The sequence below is a fragment of the Leptolyngbya sp. FACHB-36 genome (assembly GCF_014695955.1).
Lineage (GTDB): Bacteria > Cyanobacteriota > Cyanobacteriia > Leptolyngbyales > Leptolyngbyaceae > FACHB-36.
The window spans coordinates 1-14,004 of the sequence record NZ_JACJPG010000376.1 but is presented as its reverse complement, the minus strand read 5'-3'; the positions used below and the strand labels follow the sequence as shown (position 1 = coordinate 14,004).

Here is a 14,004-nt window from a genome sequence, read left to right as displayed (position 1 = left end):
CGATGATCCGGGTCCGTAAGTCAGTGGAATAGGCGACAGGCATTTTACCGACCGGGTAGATTCTTCACTGACTAGCTTACCAAAGCGGGGCTAATTACTTAAAATTTGCTGTAAGGCTTGTGCCTCCCGGTAGGACAAGGTTTCCGTTTCCCATCCCATTGCATGGGCGCGGGTCAGAAACACTTCCTGGTTGTCTTGGAGTAGGTAAACATAAATTGTGGTGATGTCGCGCGGGTTATAGCGCAAAATTACGCTCTCCCCTTCTTAGGCCGCTAAATGCTCACCCTGGTAGGTGAGGCTGGCAAATTGAAGATAGCCACTCCGGTACACCTGGCGCTCGTCCCGGCGCATCAAACACAGATCTAAGTCGCGATCGCCCAGCAACGGCAGTTGGACAATCCGCCCGGCTTCCCATCGCCTCAGTCGGGTTTGATCACCCATACGAGTATCAATTCCCTGGTTGTAGTGATCCACGATATAACGCACTAATAATTGCTCTAGTTGCATCAATGTGAAACACGCTTCAGCTTCTGCAACAGGCAATCGCGTCTCCACGTTACTGCTGACATAACTGGGAAGGGTGGAGAAAAACTGCGTGTTGAATGTGCCAAACGGTCGCTCCACGATGCCTCCGTCTGAAGGCTTCGGACGCAAACACGGCACGATGCCTAACTCGGTTGCCACTTGCTGCAAATGCTGCGAGCGAAAATCTTTGCCCCGATCCGTGTACAAATACTGCGGCAGCCCATACGTCCCCCAACTTCCCTGCAATTCATACGCAGAACTATATTGTTTGGGCAAAATCGCATGGCGCAGCGCTAAACACACAACTGATGCACTCGGCGCATCAAACCCCAAGTGCATCCCCATAATGCACCGCGAATAGGTGTCGATGACGATCGTTAACCACGGTCGCCCCAATATCCCACCACTTTGATCGACCACCAACACATCGGCGCGGGTATGGTCCACCTGCCACACTTGATTCGACCACTCGATCCCAATCTCCAATCCATCCGAGGTTTTGAGCGTGATGCGATCGCCGCGCCACCCAACCGAGCGCACCTGCTGCTGTTTCTCAATGTACGGTTTTAAGACGCGATAAACCGTCGTTCGACTCGGATAGCTCTCACTGCCCTGTTCGGTAGCGCGGGCTTTGACCCGCAGTCAAACTTGCGCTCGACTCATCGATCGACTCCCTCGATTGCCGTCTCGATACGTCTTGACCACAAATTCTTGCCACTCTGAACTGATTTTGGCTGCTCCACGATCCGATCGCGATTGCTTGCTCAACCCGGCGATGCCAAGCTCGCGCCATCGTTTTACCAGGCGCTGCAAACTACGGACGCTAATGCCTAATTCTTTTGCTGCTCGCTGCTGCACTTTGCCATAGCTTTTTGTGCCTGCCGCAGCCAGCAGTCCTTGAATCACTGCAATTCGCTGCTGAATCTCGATCGCTAAGGCTGGCTCCACGATCTCCCACGTCTCATCTTCGTCCACGCGCAGAACGGCAACTGGCTCTCTATCAGCCGGATTAGATCTTCCTGGATCAACGACTTCAGGCATCGATCGTTCTCCAATCTCACTATGCCTGATTCTATCCTCGCTCACGTCAATCAACGTGTTACTTTCTGTGGCAGTTTAATGACACAAAGCGATGCTCCGCAACGCTCTGTTATCGGTCCAGTTCCATCCCTATACAAGCGAGCGCGACAAATACCGTGAAACTATGCCGCTAAAACAATCCCCAAATCTGGCGTCACCCAGCGCCATACTACCAAAAATTGCCATACTACATCACTCAAACTATGACTCACTAAACATCTCAGCCGATGAAACAACCCGTCATCCAGCGCGAGATCGCCGACAAACAGCCTGAAACGCGACACCATCACTCCCCTGCCGCGCATTCCGCTTCAGCCGCTCCCACCAACTCAGGCGATCATGTTCCCGCTGGTGCCGGCTCAGCAAGGGATGTGTCGCGTTCGCTCATAAAGCTAAAGGTGATCGCGTCTCGACAAGTCGGCCAAATCGGCTGCGCGGCAATTGCGCCACTCGGCTGGCTTCAACCCAACCGTTTGGCAACTTTAAGAGTTTCTTCCGCTAAAGTGCCGCTCGATCGCGCTTACAGTAGCCTTACTCACCGCACTTTTGAGCAGCTTCATGAAGCTAGATCCCCATCCACCCCGCACCGCGATCGACCCACCCGCCCCCAACCTGCTTGACCCCATCGAGGTCATTGATGCCATGATTGAGCTGCGGTTTCAACTCGCGCAGTTGGAACGGCAGATTCAAGACTTGCAACCCGTCTTTTTCGCGGCCTGTCTCACACTTAATCAAGCGCAAATTGGTCGATCTCGCGCCATCATTTCCCGCAGATTGACGCCCGCTCAGTGGACGTATGATGGGGACGTTCTGGCCTAGGATGCGCTCCTCAAGCAGCTTCGCAAACAGTTCCAACAGGATCATGAGCCATCGGGCGGCAGAGAGATTACCTGGATCATCAAATTGCTACTGGCTCAGTCGGCTTGATTGCCGCGACGGTGATCCATCTCCCCAAATGGCAACCAGCATCGCTCGCAACAGCCGTTTTCCCACAAAGCGGGAACGCGAAACACAGTGCTACACCCAGAGCAAGCCGTCAGAAAGGGCTGCTCATGGGACGCACACTGCGTCAATTCTGCACGTTGCCAATCTTGCTGGTGAATCGGGGTGTGCACGTAACACTTGGGGCACAGGCGGGTCGCAACCTGGGTTTTGGATCGCTCCGCTGGTAGCATCGCGACAAGCTGTGCTACAGACAGTCCCAATAAGGTTGAGATCTTGGCTAACTGCGCGGCACTGAGCGGCTGCCCACAGGAAGGCATCTCCCAGCCAGCACGATCCGCACATCGGTGGTCATCCACTCAGCCAACCCAACCCGGCTCAAACAATTGGCGCGGCGGAAGCGTCCCAAGTAATGCCCAAAACTCTCTCCCAGCACCGGAGCGATTTGAAAGATCCAACCCTCACCTTCAGGGGATTCGCTCATCGACATTCGGCAGCCACTTCACTGAGAATGTTCAACTCGATGCGCGGCAAACCCCGCTCCAGTGAGCGCACTGCCGCTTCCCGGAGAATCCGATCAAGCAACCCCAAATAGCCGCTGGTGGCCGCACCCAAAATCTTCTGCATTTTGGCACTGCCCAGATTTGAAGGCCGCGGCAGTTTCAGCACATGGGTCTCCCAAATCTCGCTGGTCTCCAACAGTTGGACACTCGTCAGGCGTTCATATCGGTAGCTAGCCATAAACCGACGGTAAACCTGCTCATCCCGCCGCGTCACCGCGTCTAATTGATCCGTGCCCACCAGCACGACAGCAATTTGCAGGGCATCCAGGATGTCTTGCAAATCCGAAAAGGTTTTCGGGCGCAACCGATGCGCTTCATCAATGATGAGCATCTCCACTTGGCAGGCTTTCAAGGTGCGGTGGACTCGCCCACGCATCTCGGACAGGGTGCTATGGCTGAGTTGATAGAGCAAGGCACTCAAAATCCCTTCAAACATCTCCCGGTTGCCACTCTCGGGCGGCGACTGCCAGTAGACAACAGGAACAATCAGCGAACTGCCACTTATCAGTTGCGGTGGGTTGTTGAGCTGGTAGGCATCGCAGGCAATGGTTTTGCCGGTGCGCGAGTCTCCCACCACACGGCACGGTTGGCGCGCCGATCGCTTGCCGTCCAACCACCGATGAAACAACTCCATCTGCTCTAACTCCACCACCCATCGCCGTTGCAAACGCACAATTTCGGCTCGATTCACATCACACCGCTCTGAACCGACCGGCGCAGTGGATTCCCGCTTGCCCAATAGATCACTCACCACAAGTCATACTCCTGCTTCTTCGCTTCGTAGTCGTACACCCGCCGGTTTCGGACTTTGATTGGCAAAGGGGGGGCTTCTGCTTCGATCTCTGGTTCTGGTTCACCCGGCGTTGGGGTCACCGCGGGTCGCACCCCAGCAGGCTTCGATCCTTTGCTCACGCGCTTCGTCTGACGATGCTGTTGTTCCTCAACTTCTCGATCGCGCGATCGCACCTCTGTGAAGATCGTTTGGTTGCTGATGCTGCGTCCCGCTCGCCGCAATCGCCGACTCATCGCTTGCGCTTCCGCATACGACAAGCTTTCCGTTTCTAACCCCACCGCGTGGGCACGACTCAAGAATTCGTCTTTGCCGCCTGCTTCCTGGTAAATCAATAGGCTGGTGATGTCCCGGGGGTTGTAGCGCAGCACCACCCATCGGCCAGCGTAGCCTTCGAGATGCTCTCCCCGATAGCTCAGATTCGCGAATTGAATGTACCCTCCTCGATACACCACTCGCCGATCCCGCCGCATCAAGCAAATATCCAGCTCGCGATCGCTCATCAACCGCAATTGCGCTATCCGTCCCGCTTCCCAGCGTCCCAGCCGCGTTTCATCCCCAATTCGCGCGTCAATGTTCACGTTGTAGCGATCCACCACATAGCGCACCAGATGCTTTTCAAGCTCCATCAGGGTCAGAGTCGCGCTCGATTCGGCTTGGTTGGAACGACGCTTGACCGACCCACCCGTGTACCCCGGTAGCGTGGCAAATACTTCGCTGTTGAACGTTCATACGGGCGTTCTACAATGCCGCCTTCGACCGGATAGCGCCGCTGACACAGCACGATCTTCAACTCACTCGCCACATGCTCTAAGTGCTTCGAGTGGAATTCCTTGCCCCCATCCGTATACAAATACTGCGGCACCCCATACGTGCCCCACGCCTGCTGAAGTTCATAGCTCGAGCCATATTGCTTGGGCATAATCGCATGCCGTAAGGCTAAGCACACCGAAATATTGCTCCAAGTTCCGCTGCTATGGCTTTTAGGTAGCAAGTGTGCCCATCGTCTGCTTCATTCCTTATTGAGAATTTCACTTTGTCTTTTCGGATGGAACCCTCATTCCTTGATGGTGCAGAGAAATTTTGAAACGCCACAGCATGTCAGGGTCACGGTTGATGATGGTTGCCAATCCTTGTCGAAGGATGGAAGGTATTGTCAACTTAACTAGCTGTGTTCAAAATTAAGCACAATCATTCCTCTATCCTCAAGTTCGCTTAATTTACACCGCAGATGGGCACATCTGACAGTTGGGGGACTGTAAAGAGGATTAGCGAGAATAGAAGAGGAGACAAAAAAGGGGTGCCCGAGCGGACACCCCCAACAATAAACTTTTCTGCTTCCATGCTAACGCCTCACTCCCCCCTGAACTCGAGACCCCTAAACTGCAACCGCTTTATGACAAACTGCAAACGAGTATCACAATTGCCAGTCTGGTTTTAACGGCATGGCAAATTGGACTGTGGTTTGCCAAAACATTAGTAGAGCATCACTTAAATGAACGAGCCAAGCAACCGCAGGTGTGGGGACATTGTTCGCAATGCGGTTGTCAATTCGAGAGCAAAGGATTTGTCAGTCGGCGGATGCTGACGTTAGTGGGATGGGTGGAGTGGAGACATCGGGTCGGACGCTGTCCCAATCGTTGTGCTGGAAGTTATTGCACCCCGTTTGATGCAGTGCTTGGCATCACGGCTTACCAGCAAACCTCGATGGAATTGGTGCGACTGGGATGTTTACTGGCAGTGTTTCTGCCGTTTGAGTTAGCAGAGCAACTATTGGCGCAATTGTGTGGCGTTCGCATCAGTGGCGATACCCTGTGGCACTGGGTGCAGCAGTTTGGACGGCAGGCGATGCATCAATTAGACGGTGAACTGGAGCAACTGGCAAAGGGCATTGAGCCGATGAGTGAGTCATTCGCCCCAATGCTAGCAGCGTTGCCTTTGGTGATCGCCGCTGATGGGGTGAGTGTGCCGTTTCGTCCCCATCTTGGCACGGCTAAAGGCAGAATTCGCTTTCAAGAAGTCAAGATTGCTGTGCTTGCCCGTCTCCAACAGGTTCAAACTCGAAGCGGTCGGCGGGTGACTCGTTTGCAGCAACGGCGTTTAGTCGCAGTCCTCGGAGACATGGATGCCCTGCAACCGCGTCTGCACCTGGAGACATTGCGTCAAGGCATGACCACTGCCCCTCAAGTGGTTTGGATCTCCGATGGAGCACGAGGACTCTGGCGATTGTATCAACAACGTTTGTCTGACATTGCCATTGAAATTTTGGATTTTTATCATGCTGCCCAACAACTCTGGGATGCTGCCGAAGCTTATGGCAACACGTTACCTACTCGTACTCCTCAACAGTGATTTGAACGATTGCGTCATCAATTGAGACACGGTTATGTGCATCGCATTGTCAAAGAGTTCGGACACTTAGTGAAATATCCTTCCACTCCTGCATCAGCTAAACCCGTGTTGCAACGAGTTCGGCAGTATCTCAAAACCCACCTGACTCACCTTCAGTATCGGCAGTTCAAAAAATCAGGACTGCCCATTGGTTCAGGCATGGTAGAGAGTGCTTGCAAGTGGCTGATTGAACAACGCTTTAAGGGAACAGGAATGCGTTGGAGTGAGCCAGGATTTAATCATTTAATACATTTGCGTCTGGCTTGGGTTAATTGTCGTTTCGATCCTTTGTTTGCCGATCATCCACTCACCCTCAATCTCCACTCCCCCAACCGTTAGGTGCGCCCCTTTGGGACTCTAATGACATACAACGCACTAGCCAATAATCAAGCCTAATTTCTTTAAGTGAGCAATCTTCCCTTGGTCAAACAGGTTGCTTGTGGATCAATAGAGGCAGTAGAGGCAGGCGTTGCAAATCTGACTGCAAGGCAAGAGAACTCGACATTGACAAAGGGAGACAACCGAAGATGTTCATGAAACCGTACTCATTGCTAAGCGCCATGCTCTTGCTAGGAACTTTGGTAACCGGATGCAATCGAGCCAGCGATCAGCCCAGATATCTGAAATATGGATCAACTTCTCCTTCGCCCTAGCAGCAGTGAGATTCAGCTGGCATTATTACATAGCTATGGCACCAATTCACCGTTATACCCACAGTGGCAAGAATATTTTCGCCAGTATCAGCCCCCAACCCTGATTGTGTGGGGCAAGAATGACTATATCTTCCCTGCTGAAGGTGCTTATCCCTATCAGCGCGACCTGAAAGATGTTGAGTTTCATTTATTCAATACAGGACATTTTGCTCTGGAAGAGGAGAGAGACAATCGCAGACCATATTCGCCGCTTTCTGACCACTCACGTTGTGGAGAACATCATGCTAGAGGGTGCCATGCACTTTGCAAACTCAACTGTGCAAATCGCTTAAGCATAAGAACAGCAAAGGTCATCAAATGCAGACCCACTAATGTTTTTGCCAAATACCCATTTTTCGTCACTTACATCACTCGAATATGCTTTTCGTTCCATTTCTTTAGTTTATCTAGCCTAACAAGTTCATACCACGCTCTAGCAATCCAAACCCGCGAACAAGAACTTAGTAACAGCTTAATGGTCTGCTATTCCGACTTTTTCATCCATTGCGACGAGATTTGAGGAAATCGACATGACAACAATGACCAATTTTGATTTTGCTGCCCGCGAGGCACTACGCCTGCTCGGTCCTGATCCAGAAAACTGGGTACCCGATCGTCCTGGTATCGATCACAATGTCACAATAATTGGTGGCAGCGGCAGCGGTAGCACCTTTGTATTTGCGCTACGGCGTGCTGGGATCGGTCGCGTGACGGAGATCGATGCAGCAGATGACGAGGCTCATGCAGGCGTGTGGTTGACACGAGCGCGGATGAGAACACTCCGCACGCCGAAACATCTGCCTGGCCCAGAACTAGGCATCCCAGAATTGTCCTTTCAAGCCTGGTATGAAGCGCGGCATGGTGCGGCAGCCTACGCGCAGATCGATCGCATTGGGCGAGTGGATTGGGCTGAGTACCTCAGTTGGTACCGGCATTTCCTCGGTATCCAGGTTCGTTACCGAACGAAGTTGGTGCGGATTGAGCCAGCCGCAAGTTTCTTCCGTCTACACCTTGAGGTAAACGGTGTCCCGCAGGTAGAGACTACGCGCAAAATTATCTTCGCTAATGGCGTGGCTGGCACGGGTGGTCCATACATACCTCCAGTCCTGGCTGATTTACCCCGCACGCTGTACGCGCATACTGCCGATGCCATCGATTTTGAAGCACTGCGCGGTAAGACTGTGGCGGTGCTGGGTGCGGCGGCTTCAGCTTTCGATGCAGCAGGAGTGGCGCTGGAATCGGGAGCTAAGGCAGTACACCTATTTGTACGGCGATCGGAAATCGCATCTCTGTCATTACTTCGGGTACGGGACTACCCTGGTGCTTACGACAATTATCCCCAACTACCCGATGCAGCCCGCTGGTTTCAAGCTTGGCGCTTTCATCAGGCAGGTACCGCGCCACCCCCGAATTCGATTAAGCGAGCGATCGCTTTCCCAAACTTTCACATCCACTTATCTGCACCCTGGAAATCGGCACAGAAAATAGGTGATGCGGAAGCCGCCGCCAAGGGCGAACGGATTGCCATTCAGGTGAACGATGATGTTTTCGAGTTTGATTTTGCGATCGCTGGCACGGGTTACTTCGTTGACCCAACAAAGCGTCCCGAACTAGCCGACTTCGCCCAGCATATTGCTCTCTGGCGCGATCGCTACGAGCCACCAGAAGATCTGCGTGACGACGGTTTGGGGATGCACCCTTACCTCGGTAGCGCCCACGAATACCAAGAAACAGTACCTGGCACTGCCCCTTATCTGAAAGATATTCACGTATTTAATCCTGCTGGTTTAGTCAGCTTCGGCTTGCCAGTCGGTGACATACACAGCATCCGTCGCGACGTACCGGCGATCGTATCGCGCATTAGTCACGACTTATTCTTTGAGGACTGGGCGCATCACGAGGCACGTATCACAGGCGATATTGCCCCCGATTTTGAGAACTCGCTTTATGCTGCTGCAGTGTGGAAACAACCGATCGGGGCAGCGACTCGCTAGGTCGATAACCTTTTCACCCGCGACAAATAGTTCCGGCTGGGAAACGATGTCAGTAGAAAGTGATTGCCATTCCACAATCACTGCTGATCAAGGATCACTGTTAATTCAATTCACTTAACAGTGTCATTTCAACAAATTGTTTACTACATATCAAAGGAGAATGTCATGGTTGCTCAAGTAAACTCACAAGCAAAGATTTTGGAAGTTGCAGATGATCCACGTCTTTCCAGGCAGGTGAAGGCATTTTTGAAAGAGCTGAATTCAGGAGGTGTGCCTCTAGAGACATTACCTCCACTCAAGGCACGTCAAATTTTCGCGGATGCACAGGCTTCCGTTCCAGTCGATCTTTCCGGCATTGAAGAGTCTGAGAAGACGATTACTGCTGATGGTTACACGATTACACTCAATATCGTGCGACCTGAAGGGGTCAAAGGCATATTGCCTGTTTTCATCTTTATTCATGGCGGCGGTTGGGTGTTGGGCGATTATCCAACGCACAAGCACATGGTTCGCAATCTCGTTGTGCTTTCTGGGTTTGCGGGTGTCTTTGTCAACTACACGCGCACTCCAGATGCTCAATACCCACAAGCGATTAATGAGATCTATGCCGCGACCAAATGGGTTGCCGAACACGGTGAAGAGATTGGGGTTGATGGCAAAAATCTGGCAGTTGTCGGAAACAGTGTCGGTGGCAACATGACGGCTGTGACTGCATTGAAGGCAAAAGACAAGGGAGGGCCGCACATTAAGCTGCAAATCTTGATGTGGCCGATCGTCGATGCTGATTTTGAAACGGAATCTTATCACCAATTTGGTGACAAACGTTTCTTAACTACACCAGGGATGAAGTGGATGTATGACATGTACATCCCTGACCCAGCAAAGCGCAAAGATATCTATGCCTCTCCCCTACAGGCGACGGTTGAGCAACTGAAAGGCTTACCTCCAGCGTTAATTCAGGTGGCAGAGAGTGATATTTTGCGTGATGGTGGCGAGGCTTATGGACGCAAGCTCGATGAGGCTGGAGTGACAGTGACAACCGTGCGTTACAACGGCATGATTCATGATTTTGGGCTGCTGACTGGTTTAGCCGAGGTTCCAGCGGTTCGTTCGCTGTTTGTCCACGCAGCCGCTGAACTGAAGAAATATCTGTAATAAAAACCGATTTTTTTTGCCCGCCGTTGCGATGAATTCTCGCTTTTGTCGAGGTATGACGATCGCGTTTTGCGGGCAGGGCTTCGCGATCGCGGGCTTAAGAGCACTCTGACTTATTCAATCTTTATTGGGTAAGTCAGATGGCGATCGATTTCACAGTTCGCGTTTGAACAGGCGAACGAGATTGAGACCGTTCAGTGCGATCGCACCTAACGAGAAGAACCCTGTAAATATAAACAAGGAGAAACATGAATATCAACAAGAATGACACCGCGATCGTCGTGATTGATCCACAAAACGATGTCTTAAGCGAAACAGGAGTCTCCTGGGATCTGGTTGGTGAAAGCGTCAAAGACAATAAGACCGTCGAGAACATCGAACGCGTCTTCAAAGCCGCCAAGCAGAATGGCTTTGAAGTGTTTATTTCCCCCCACTACTACTATCCGACTGACTATAACTGGAAAATTACCGGCACCCTGGAGCAGATGATGCTGGGGGTCAAGGAGTTCGATCGCCGTGGACCTTTAACGCTTGATGGTTTCTTAGGATCGGGTGCTGACTGGCTCGATCGTTACAAACCCTTTATTGAAGATGGCAAGACGATTGTGGTCAACCCTCACAAGGTTTATGGACCGCAAAATAACGATCTTGGTTTGCAACTGCGGAAGCGTAACCTCAGCAAAGTGATTCTGCTGGGGATGTTGGCAAATCTTTGTGTTGAAGCTCACCTCCGCGACTTAATCGAACAGGGCTTTGAGGTACTCGTCGTTAAGGATGCAACAGCAGCTCCGCGCCATCCAGAATTGGGTGATGGCTACAAGGCGGCACTGATTAACTTTGGGTATATTGCCAATGCCGTTTTATCCACAGATGAGATTGTGGAAATTATGCGGTGATAGTGGAGTTATGTTGTGAAAACAAATTGCTCTGGTGAATGGCGTTGTTCTCCCTGCTGGATTTCACGTTCTAGAAAGTAGTTAAGCAGTGTTCGCAATAGGACGATCGCGCTCAAATTCAAGATGTCTTAGTGCGTTGGTGCTACTGCCGTGCGGAGAATATCACTGGCAACAGTAAATCCTAGATCTAATGCCAGCACACGTCCTAAGAGACGAATCCCTTCGGTGGCATCAAGCGGTTGTTTACGGAAGAATAGCTGGCGTACATAGCTTGTGCTCCCTCGGACGATCGCGCCATCAATGACCACTGCCGCTGCAATTTCTGCCCCTGCTGCTAGATAGCCCACCATGATTTTCAGCCATGCTTCTAGCGGACTGACTCAGATACGCCATCAGCGTGGCCTGTGTTCAGGCTCAGCAGCAACACTAAGCCCAAAATCAGGGCAAGCGGCAACAGCAAGTTGGCTAGGGAATCTCGCGATGGCTCGTGTTTCACGCTTTTCTACTGCAATCGCTGATTTAAAGATCTTCTCGACGATCGATTGGGTTCAGTCCGCTTTTGCGGATATTGCTGCCTGCAGAAGTTTGCCCCGCAGCAGCAGTCGTACCGTTCCCAAGGCAATACTGCCGATCGCGATATTGGCACCAATGAAGAGTAGTACTGCCAAGCTTTCCATCATGCCAGTCATGCTGCGTTCCACAAAGTGCAAGGATGCCAGCGTCAAGGCAGCAATACCGAGCGTGAATGCCCAATAAGATGCAGTAAAGGGTTGTTGAAACAACCACGGCATCAGCCGCAGTAGAATCAAGGCCTGCAACAAGCCGTAGCCCAAGAGCATTTGGGCAAAGATGTCGGGCGGACCGCTGGTAATGCTCAGGTAGGCAACACAGCCGACAGCAGGGGGCGCCAGTTGAAGACCGAGCGTTGGACGTAGGGGTTTGGGTAACGCTTCCAACAGGTAGAGGCGCTGCATGATGATGGATTCCAGTCCCAGCCACAAGAACATCCCCATCCCAAAAAACAACACGCCCCATTCTCGATAACCGAGGCTACTGACAATGATCGTACTGACAAAACTCCCTGCAACTCCCGTCAGATAAAGTACAGGCGTGGTTGCTTCTGGCTTGCGTCCACCCATCCAAAACTGACCGGAACGATATACACCAAAACTCAACTGACCGATCGCGCCGACCACGAATAGCGCCACAGCGCTCGCATGGGAATAGGGCGCGATCGCTAGCGCCACCAGCAACGTAGACACAGGCACTAACCCAATAAAACAACACAAAATGGGATGCTTGAACTCAACTAGAGCACCCTCTCTCGCCCACAGCCACTTGCTGATATAAAGCAGCAACAACATGAACCAGACGGCAGCGGCAAGCAGCATAATGCTTTCGCCAACCCAGACAGGCAGCTGCCAGATTTTACCAGCTACTCGCCAGCAGCTTCCTAGCCCCACTAAACCGAGAACCATACTAAAAAAAGAAGCAGGCATACGGCTGAGACTGGTTCTCAAGCCAGTAAGCTTTAAACGTGTTTTTTTCAAGTCAAATATCCAAGCGAGTGGATTGAGGCGTTGCTCAAAGAGGCACTTAATGAATTAACAGTGCAACAACATCAATCATCATGACAGTGCTCGAAATGTTGATCTTCGAGATTCTGATCGACCGAACTGCCTTTATGAAGGAATCCAAATCCACTACCTGATAAAGGCATAGTGTGAATCTTGTTTGTGTCATGTGCGAAGGTCAGTTGGGAGGAGAATGGGGTGCCCACTCATGATCTAGGAGCGGGCAGCGTGAACGTCACCGTTTCGCTGGTGATGACTTTGTGTGTAGGGTCAGCTAACTCGATCAGCACCTTGTGCAGACCCGGTTCCAATCCGACGAGAATGATGGTTTCGCCGCTGGCATCAACAAAGTGCCAGGGCGCGTCATCGACGGTAATGTGCATGTGACCGATGCGCGGCGATACGTCGAGGGCACCTTCGCCGAACACGGGCAACACGCGTAGGTTCTCTGTGCGGTACTGGATGAAGACGCGACCCTGAGCCAGCGATTCGGGCAGCGGTGGATCGACAATCAGCTTGGCGGGTGGCTCGTTGGCGATCGCAATCAATGGTGATGGACCGCGAATGTCCTTAGCGCTAGGAGGATAGTCCGTCATAGTTAAGTATCCAAATGAGTGGATTAAAACGCTGCTTAGAGAAGTACTTGATGGATGAGCGATGCAATGACATCAATGTGCTTCACCAATGCATCGGAGAGCGAGAACCGTTGTTGTAAGTAACGGGCATCGTCGTAACTCAGCCACACCTTGCCATCTGCCGCTTCCCAAGCCGCCAATTTTAACGGTAAATCCAGGGCGATTGTCGGTTCTGCAACCATCAGCGGCGTTCCAGCTTGCGGGCTACCGAACAATAATAATTGCATTGGACGCAGGCTGAATCCCACTTTATCGGCTTCCACCTGCTGATCAATGCGGGCAAAAATAGTGATGCTTTTTGATTGAAGGGTGGCGACTAAGCGATCGATGGTTTCAGTCACCGAATAGGGACTAGGCTGGCTGATAATGCCATTCTTTGCAGTCATAACAAGAGATACTTTGATTGTTTTGGTGATGACTATGTTTGGACGCTTCAAATCTGTGCCATACCACCATCAACAAACAGCTCAATGCCGTTCACAAAGCTGCTGTCATCTGACGCGAGAAAGACAACGGCTTTGGCGATTTCATCGGGCGTGCCGACTCGTCCTAATGGAATGAATGGTGACAGCTTGACTGTTCACAAATGCCTGCAACTGCTCATCATTCAGCCCCAGGTGATCGTAACCAGGAGTTGGCACCACGCCAGGACTGATACCAAATCAAAAAATGCCTGCGACAGATAGCGCATCTACAATAAAGCCAAAGCCAGTCACAGAAGCAACGGTTTCAGTCGTTAAATCGGCAATCAATTTGTCCACTTTCGT

14 protein-coding genes and 5 pseudogenes are annotated in these 14,004 nt (G+C 51.8%); 6 read left to right on the top strand and 13 right to left on the bottom strand.

What is annotated here, in order from left to right:
• Positions 1-90 precede the first annotated feature (90 nt).
• The 4 genes and pseudogenes from H6F43_RS10610 to H6F43_RS10595 form a co-directional block, all read right to left on the bottom strand.
• Positions 91-250: pseudogene (locus H6F43_RS10610) on the bottom strand (Mu transposase C-terminal domain-containing protein); the annotation flags it as partial.
• Between the two features lie 14 nt (positions 251-264).
• Positions 265-1,065, bottom strand: a complete 801-nt coding sequence (locus H6F43_RS10605) for a DDE-type integrase/transposase/recombinase (RefSeq protein ID WP_190342737.1) — start codon at positions 1,063-1,065, stop codon at positions 265-267.
• Between the two features lie 102 nt (positions 1,066-1,167).
• Positions 1,168-1,566: a helix-turn-helix domain-containing protein gene (locus H6F43_RS10600; RefSeq protein ID WP_190342736.1), complete on the bottom strand. Its 399-nt coding sequence runs from the start codon at positions 1,564-1,566 to the stop codon at positions 1,168-1,170.
• Between the two features lie 161 nt (positions 1,567-1,727).
• Positions 1,728-1,910, bottom strand: coding sequence for a hypothetical protein (locus H6F43_RS10595; protein ID WP_190342735.1), 183 nt, complete (start codon positions 1,908-1,910; stop codon positions 1,728-1,730).
• Positions 1,911-2,163: 253 nt separating this feature from the next.
• Between H6F43_RS10595 and H6F43_RS10590 the strand changes: the two genes are divergently transcribed.
• Positions 2,164-2,424 carry a hypothetical protein gene (locus H6F43_RS10590; protein ID WP_199290262.1) on the top strand — a complete coding sequence of 87 codons (261 nt, stop codon included), beginning with the start codon at positions 2,164-2,166 and terminating at the stop codon, positions 2,422-2,424.
• Between the two features lie 403 nt (positions 2,425-2,827).
• Here H6F43_RS10590 and H6F43_RS10585 read toward each other — a convergent pair whose 3' ends face one another.
• Genes H6F43_RS10585 through H6F43_RS21855 form a run of 4 tightly spaced genes read right to left on the bottom strand, consistent with a single transcriptional unit; the run spans position 2,828 to position 4,822 of the window.
• Positions 2,828-3,031 carry a hypothetical protein gene (locus H6F43_RS10585; protein WP_190342734.1) on the bottom strand — a complete coding sequence of 68 codons (204 nt, stop codon included), beginning with the start codon at positions 3,029-3,031 and terminating at the stop codon, positions 2,828-2,830.
• Entirely contained in the window at positions 3,028-3,864 is an 837-nt protein-coding gene (locus tag H6F43_RS10580) for a TniB family NTP-binding protein (protein ID WP_347272396.1), read from the bottom strand. The genes H6F43_RS10585 and H6F43_RS10580 overlap by 4 nt, the downstream gene beginning before the upstream one ends.
• Positions 3,858-4,529, bottom strand: coding sequence for a Mu transposase C-terminal domain-containing protein (locus H6F43_RS21860; RefSeq protein ID WP_199290261.1), 672 nt, complete (start codon positions 4,527-4,529; stop codon positions 3,858-3,860). Before H6F43_RS21860 ends, H6F43_RS10580 begins: the two co-directional genes overlap by 7 nt.
• A 5-nt stretch (positions 4,530-4,534) precedes the next feature.
• Positions 4,535-4,822, bottom strand: a complete 288-nt coding sequence (locus H6F43_RS21855) for a hypothetical protein (RefSeq protein ID WP_199290260.1) — start codon at positions 4,820-4,822, stop codon at positions 4,535-4,537.
• A 461-nt stretch (positions 4,823-5,283) separates the two neighbouring features.
• Between H6F43_RS21855 and H6F43_RS10570 the strand changes: the two are divergent.
• The 5 genes and pseudogenes from H6F43_RS10570 (at position 5,284) to H6F43_RS10550 (ending at position 11,028) form a co-directional block, all read left to right on the top strand.
• Positions 5,284-6,630: pseudogene (locus tag H6F43_RS10570) on the top strand (ISKra4 family transposase).
• A gap of 264 nt (positions 6,631-6,894) precedes the next feature.
• Positions 6,895-7,276, top strand: a pseudogene (locus tag H6F43_RS23080) (alpha/beta hydrolase); the annotation flags it as partial.
• 237 nt (positions 7,277-7,513) lie between these two features.
• A complete protein-coding gene (locus H6F43_RS10560) occupies positions 7,514-8,977 on the top strand; it encodes an NAD(P)/FAD-dependent oxidoreductase (protein WP_190342733.1) in 1,464 nt (487 codons plus the stop codon).
• A 165-nt stretch (positions 8,978-9,142) separates the two neighbouring features.
• Positions 9,143-10,132, top strand: a complete 990-nt coding sequence (locus H6F43_RS10555) for an alpha/beta hydrolase (protein WP_190342732.1) — start codon at positions 9,143-9,145, stop codon at positions 10,130-10,132.
• Between the two features lie 248 nt (positions 10,133-10,380).
• Positions 10,381-11,028, top strand: a complete 648-nt coding sequence (locus tag H6F43_RS10550; RefSeq protein WP_190342731.1) for a cysteine hydrolase — start codon at positions 10,381-10,383, stop codon at positions 11,026-11,028.
• 8 nt (positions 11,029-11,036) lie between these two features.
• On the opposite strand, the pseudogene H6F43_RS10545 reads toward H6F43_RS10550, so the two are convergent.
• The 5 genes and pseudogenes from H6F43_RS10545 to H6F43_RS23075 form a co-directional block, all read right to left on the bottom strand.
• A pseudogene (locus H6F43_RS10545) lies at positions 11,037-11,524 on the bottom strand (DUF1622 domain-containing protein).
• 52 nt (positions 11,525-11,576) lie between these two features.
• Positions 11,577-12,527 carry a dicarboxylate transporter/tellurite-resistance protein TehA gene (gene tehA / locus H6F43_RS10540; RefSeq protein WP_190342730.1) on the bottom strand — a complete coding sequence of 317 codons (951 nt, stop codon included), beginning with the start codon at positions 12,525-12,527 and terminating at the stop codon, positions 11,577-11,579.
• A 281-nt stretch (positions 12,528-12,808) separates the two neighbouring features.
• On the bottom strand, positions 12,809-13,198 hold the full coding sequence (locus H6F43_RS10535) for a DUF6130 family protein (RefSeq protein WP_190342729.1): 390 nt from the start codon (positions 13,196-13,198) through the stop codon (positions 12,809-12,811).
• A 35-nt stretch (positions 13,199-13,233) separates the two neighbouring features.
• The gene (locus H6F43_RS10530) at positions 13,234-13,674 is read right to left on the bottom strand and encodes a DUF302 domain-containing protein (RefSeq protein WP_242025500.1); all 441 of its coding nucleotides are present in this window, start codon (positions 13,672-13,674) and stop codon (positions 13,234-13,236) included.
• Positions 13,671-13,893: pseudogene (locus H6F43_RS23075) on the bottom strand (SDR family oxidoreductase); the annotation flags it as partial. The pseudogene H6F43_RS23075 and the gene H6F43_RS10530, both read right to left, overlap by 4 nt.
• Positions 13,894-14,004: the final 111 nt, after the last annotated feature.

Excerpts from the sequence above, each read along its gene's own strand:
- H6F43_RS10560 (WP_190342733.1), top strand. The coding sequence starts at position 7,514 with ATGACAACAATGACCAATTTTGATTTTGCTGCCCGCGAGGCACTACGC.
- H6F43_RS10585 (WP_190342734.1), bottom strand. The coding sequence starts at position 3,031 with ATGAGCGAATCCCCTGAAGGTGAGGGTTGGATCTTTCAAATCGCTCCG.
- H6F43_RS10600 (WP_190342736.1), bottom strand. The coding sequence starts at position 1,566 with ATGCCTGAAGTCGTTGATCCAGGAAGATCTAATCCGGCTGATAGAGAG.
- H6F43_RS10535 (WP_190342729.1), bottom strand. The coding sequence starts at position 13,198 with ATGACGGACTATCCTCCTAGCGCTAAGGACATTCGCGGTCCATCACCA.
- tehA (WP_190342730.1), bottom strand. The coding sequence starts at position 12,527 with ATGCCTGCTTCTTTTTTTAGTATGGTTCTCGGTTTAGTGGGGCTAGGA.
- H6F43_RS10555 (WP_190342732.1), top strand. The coding sequence starts at position 9,143 with ATGGTTGCTCAAGTAAACTCACAAGCAAAGATTTTGGAAGTTGCAGAT.
- H6F43_RS21855 (WP_199290260.1), bottom strand. The coding sequence starts at position 4,822 with ATGCCCAAGCAATATGGCTCGAGCTATGAACTTCAGCAGGCGTGGGGC.
- H6F43_RS10595 (WP_190342735.1), bottom strand. The coding sequence starts at position 1,910 with ATGCGCGGCAGGGGAGTGATGGTGTCGCGTTTCAGGCTGTTTGTCGGC.
- H6F43_RS10590 (WP_199290262.1), top strand. The coding sequence starts at position 2,164 with ATGAAGCTAGATCCCCATCCACCCCGCACCGCGATCGACCCACCCGCC.
- H6F43_RS10550 (WP_190342731.1), top strand. The coding sequence starts at position 10,381 with ATGAATATCAACAAGAATGACACCGCGATCGTCGTGATTGATCCACAA.
- H6F43_RS21860 (WP_199290261.1), bottom strand. The coding sequence starts at position 4,529 with ATGGAGCTTGAAAAGCATCTGGTGCGCTATGTGGTGGATCGCTACAAC.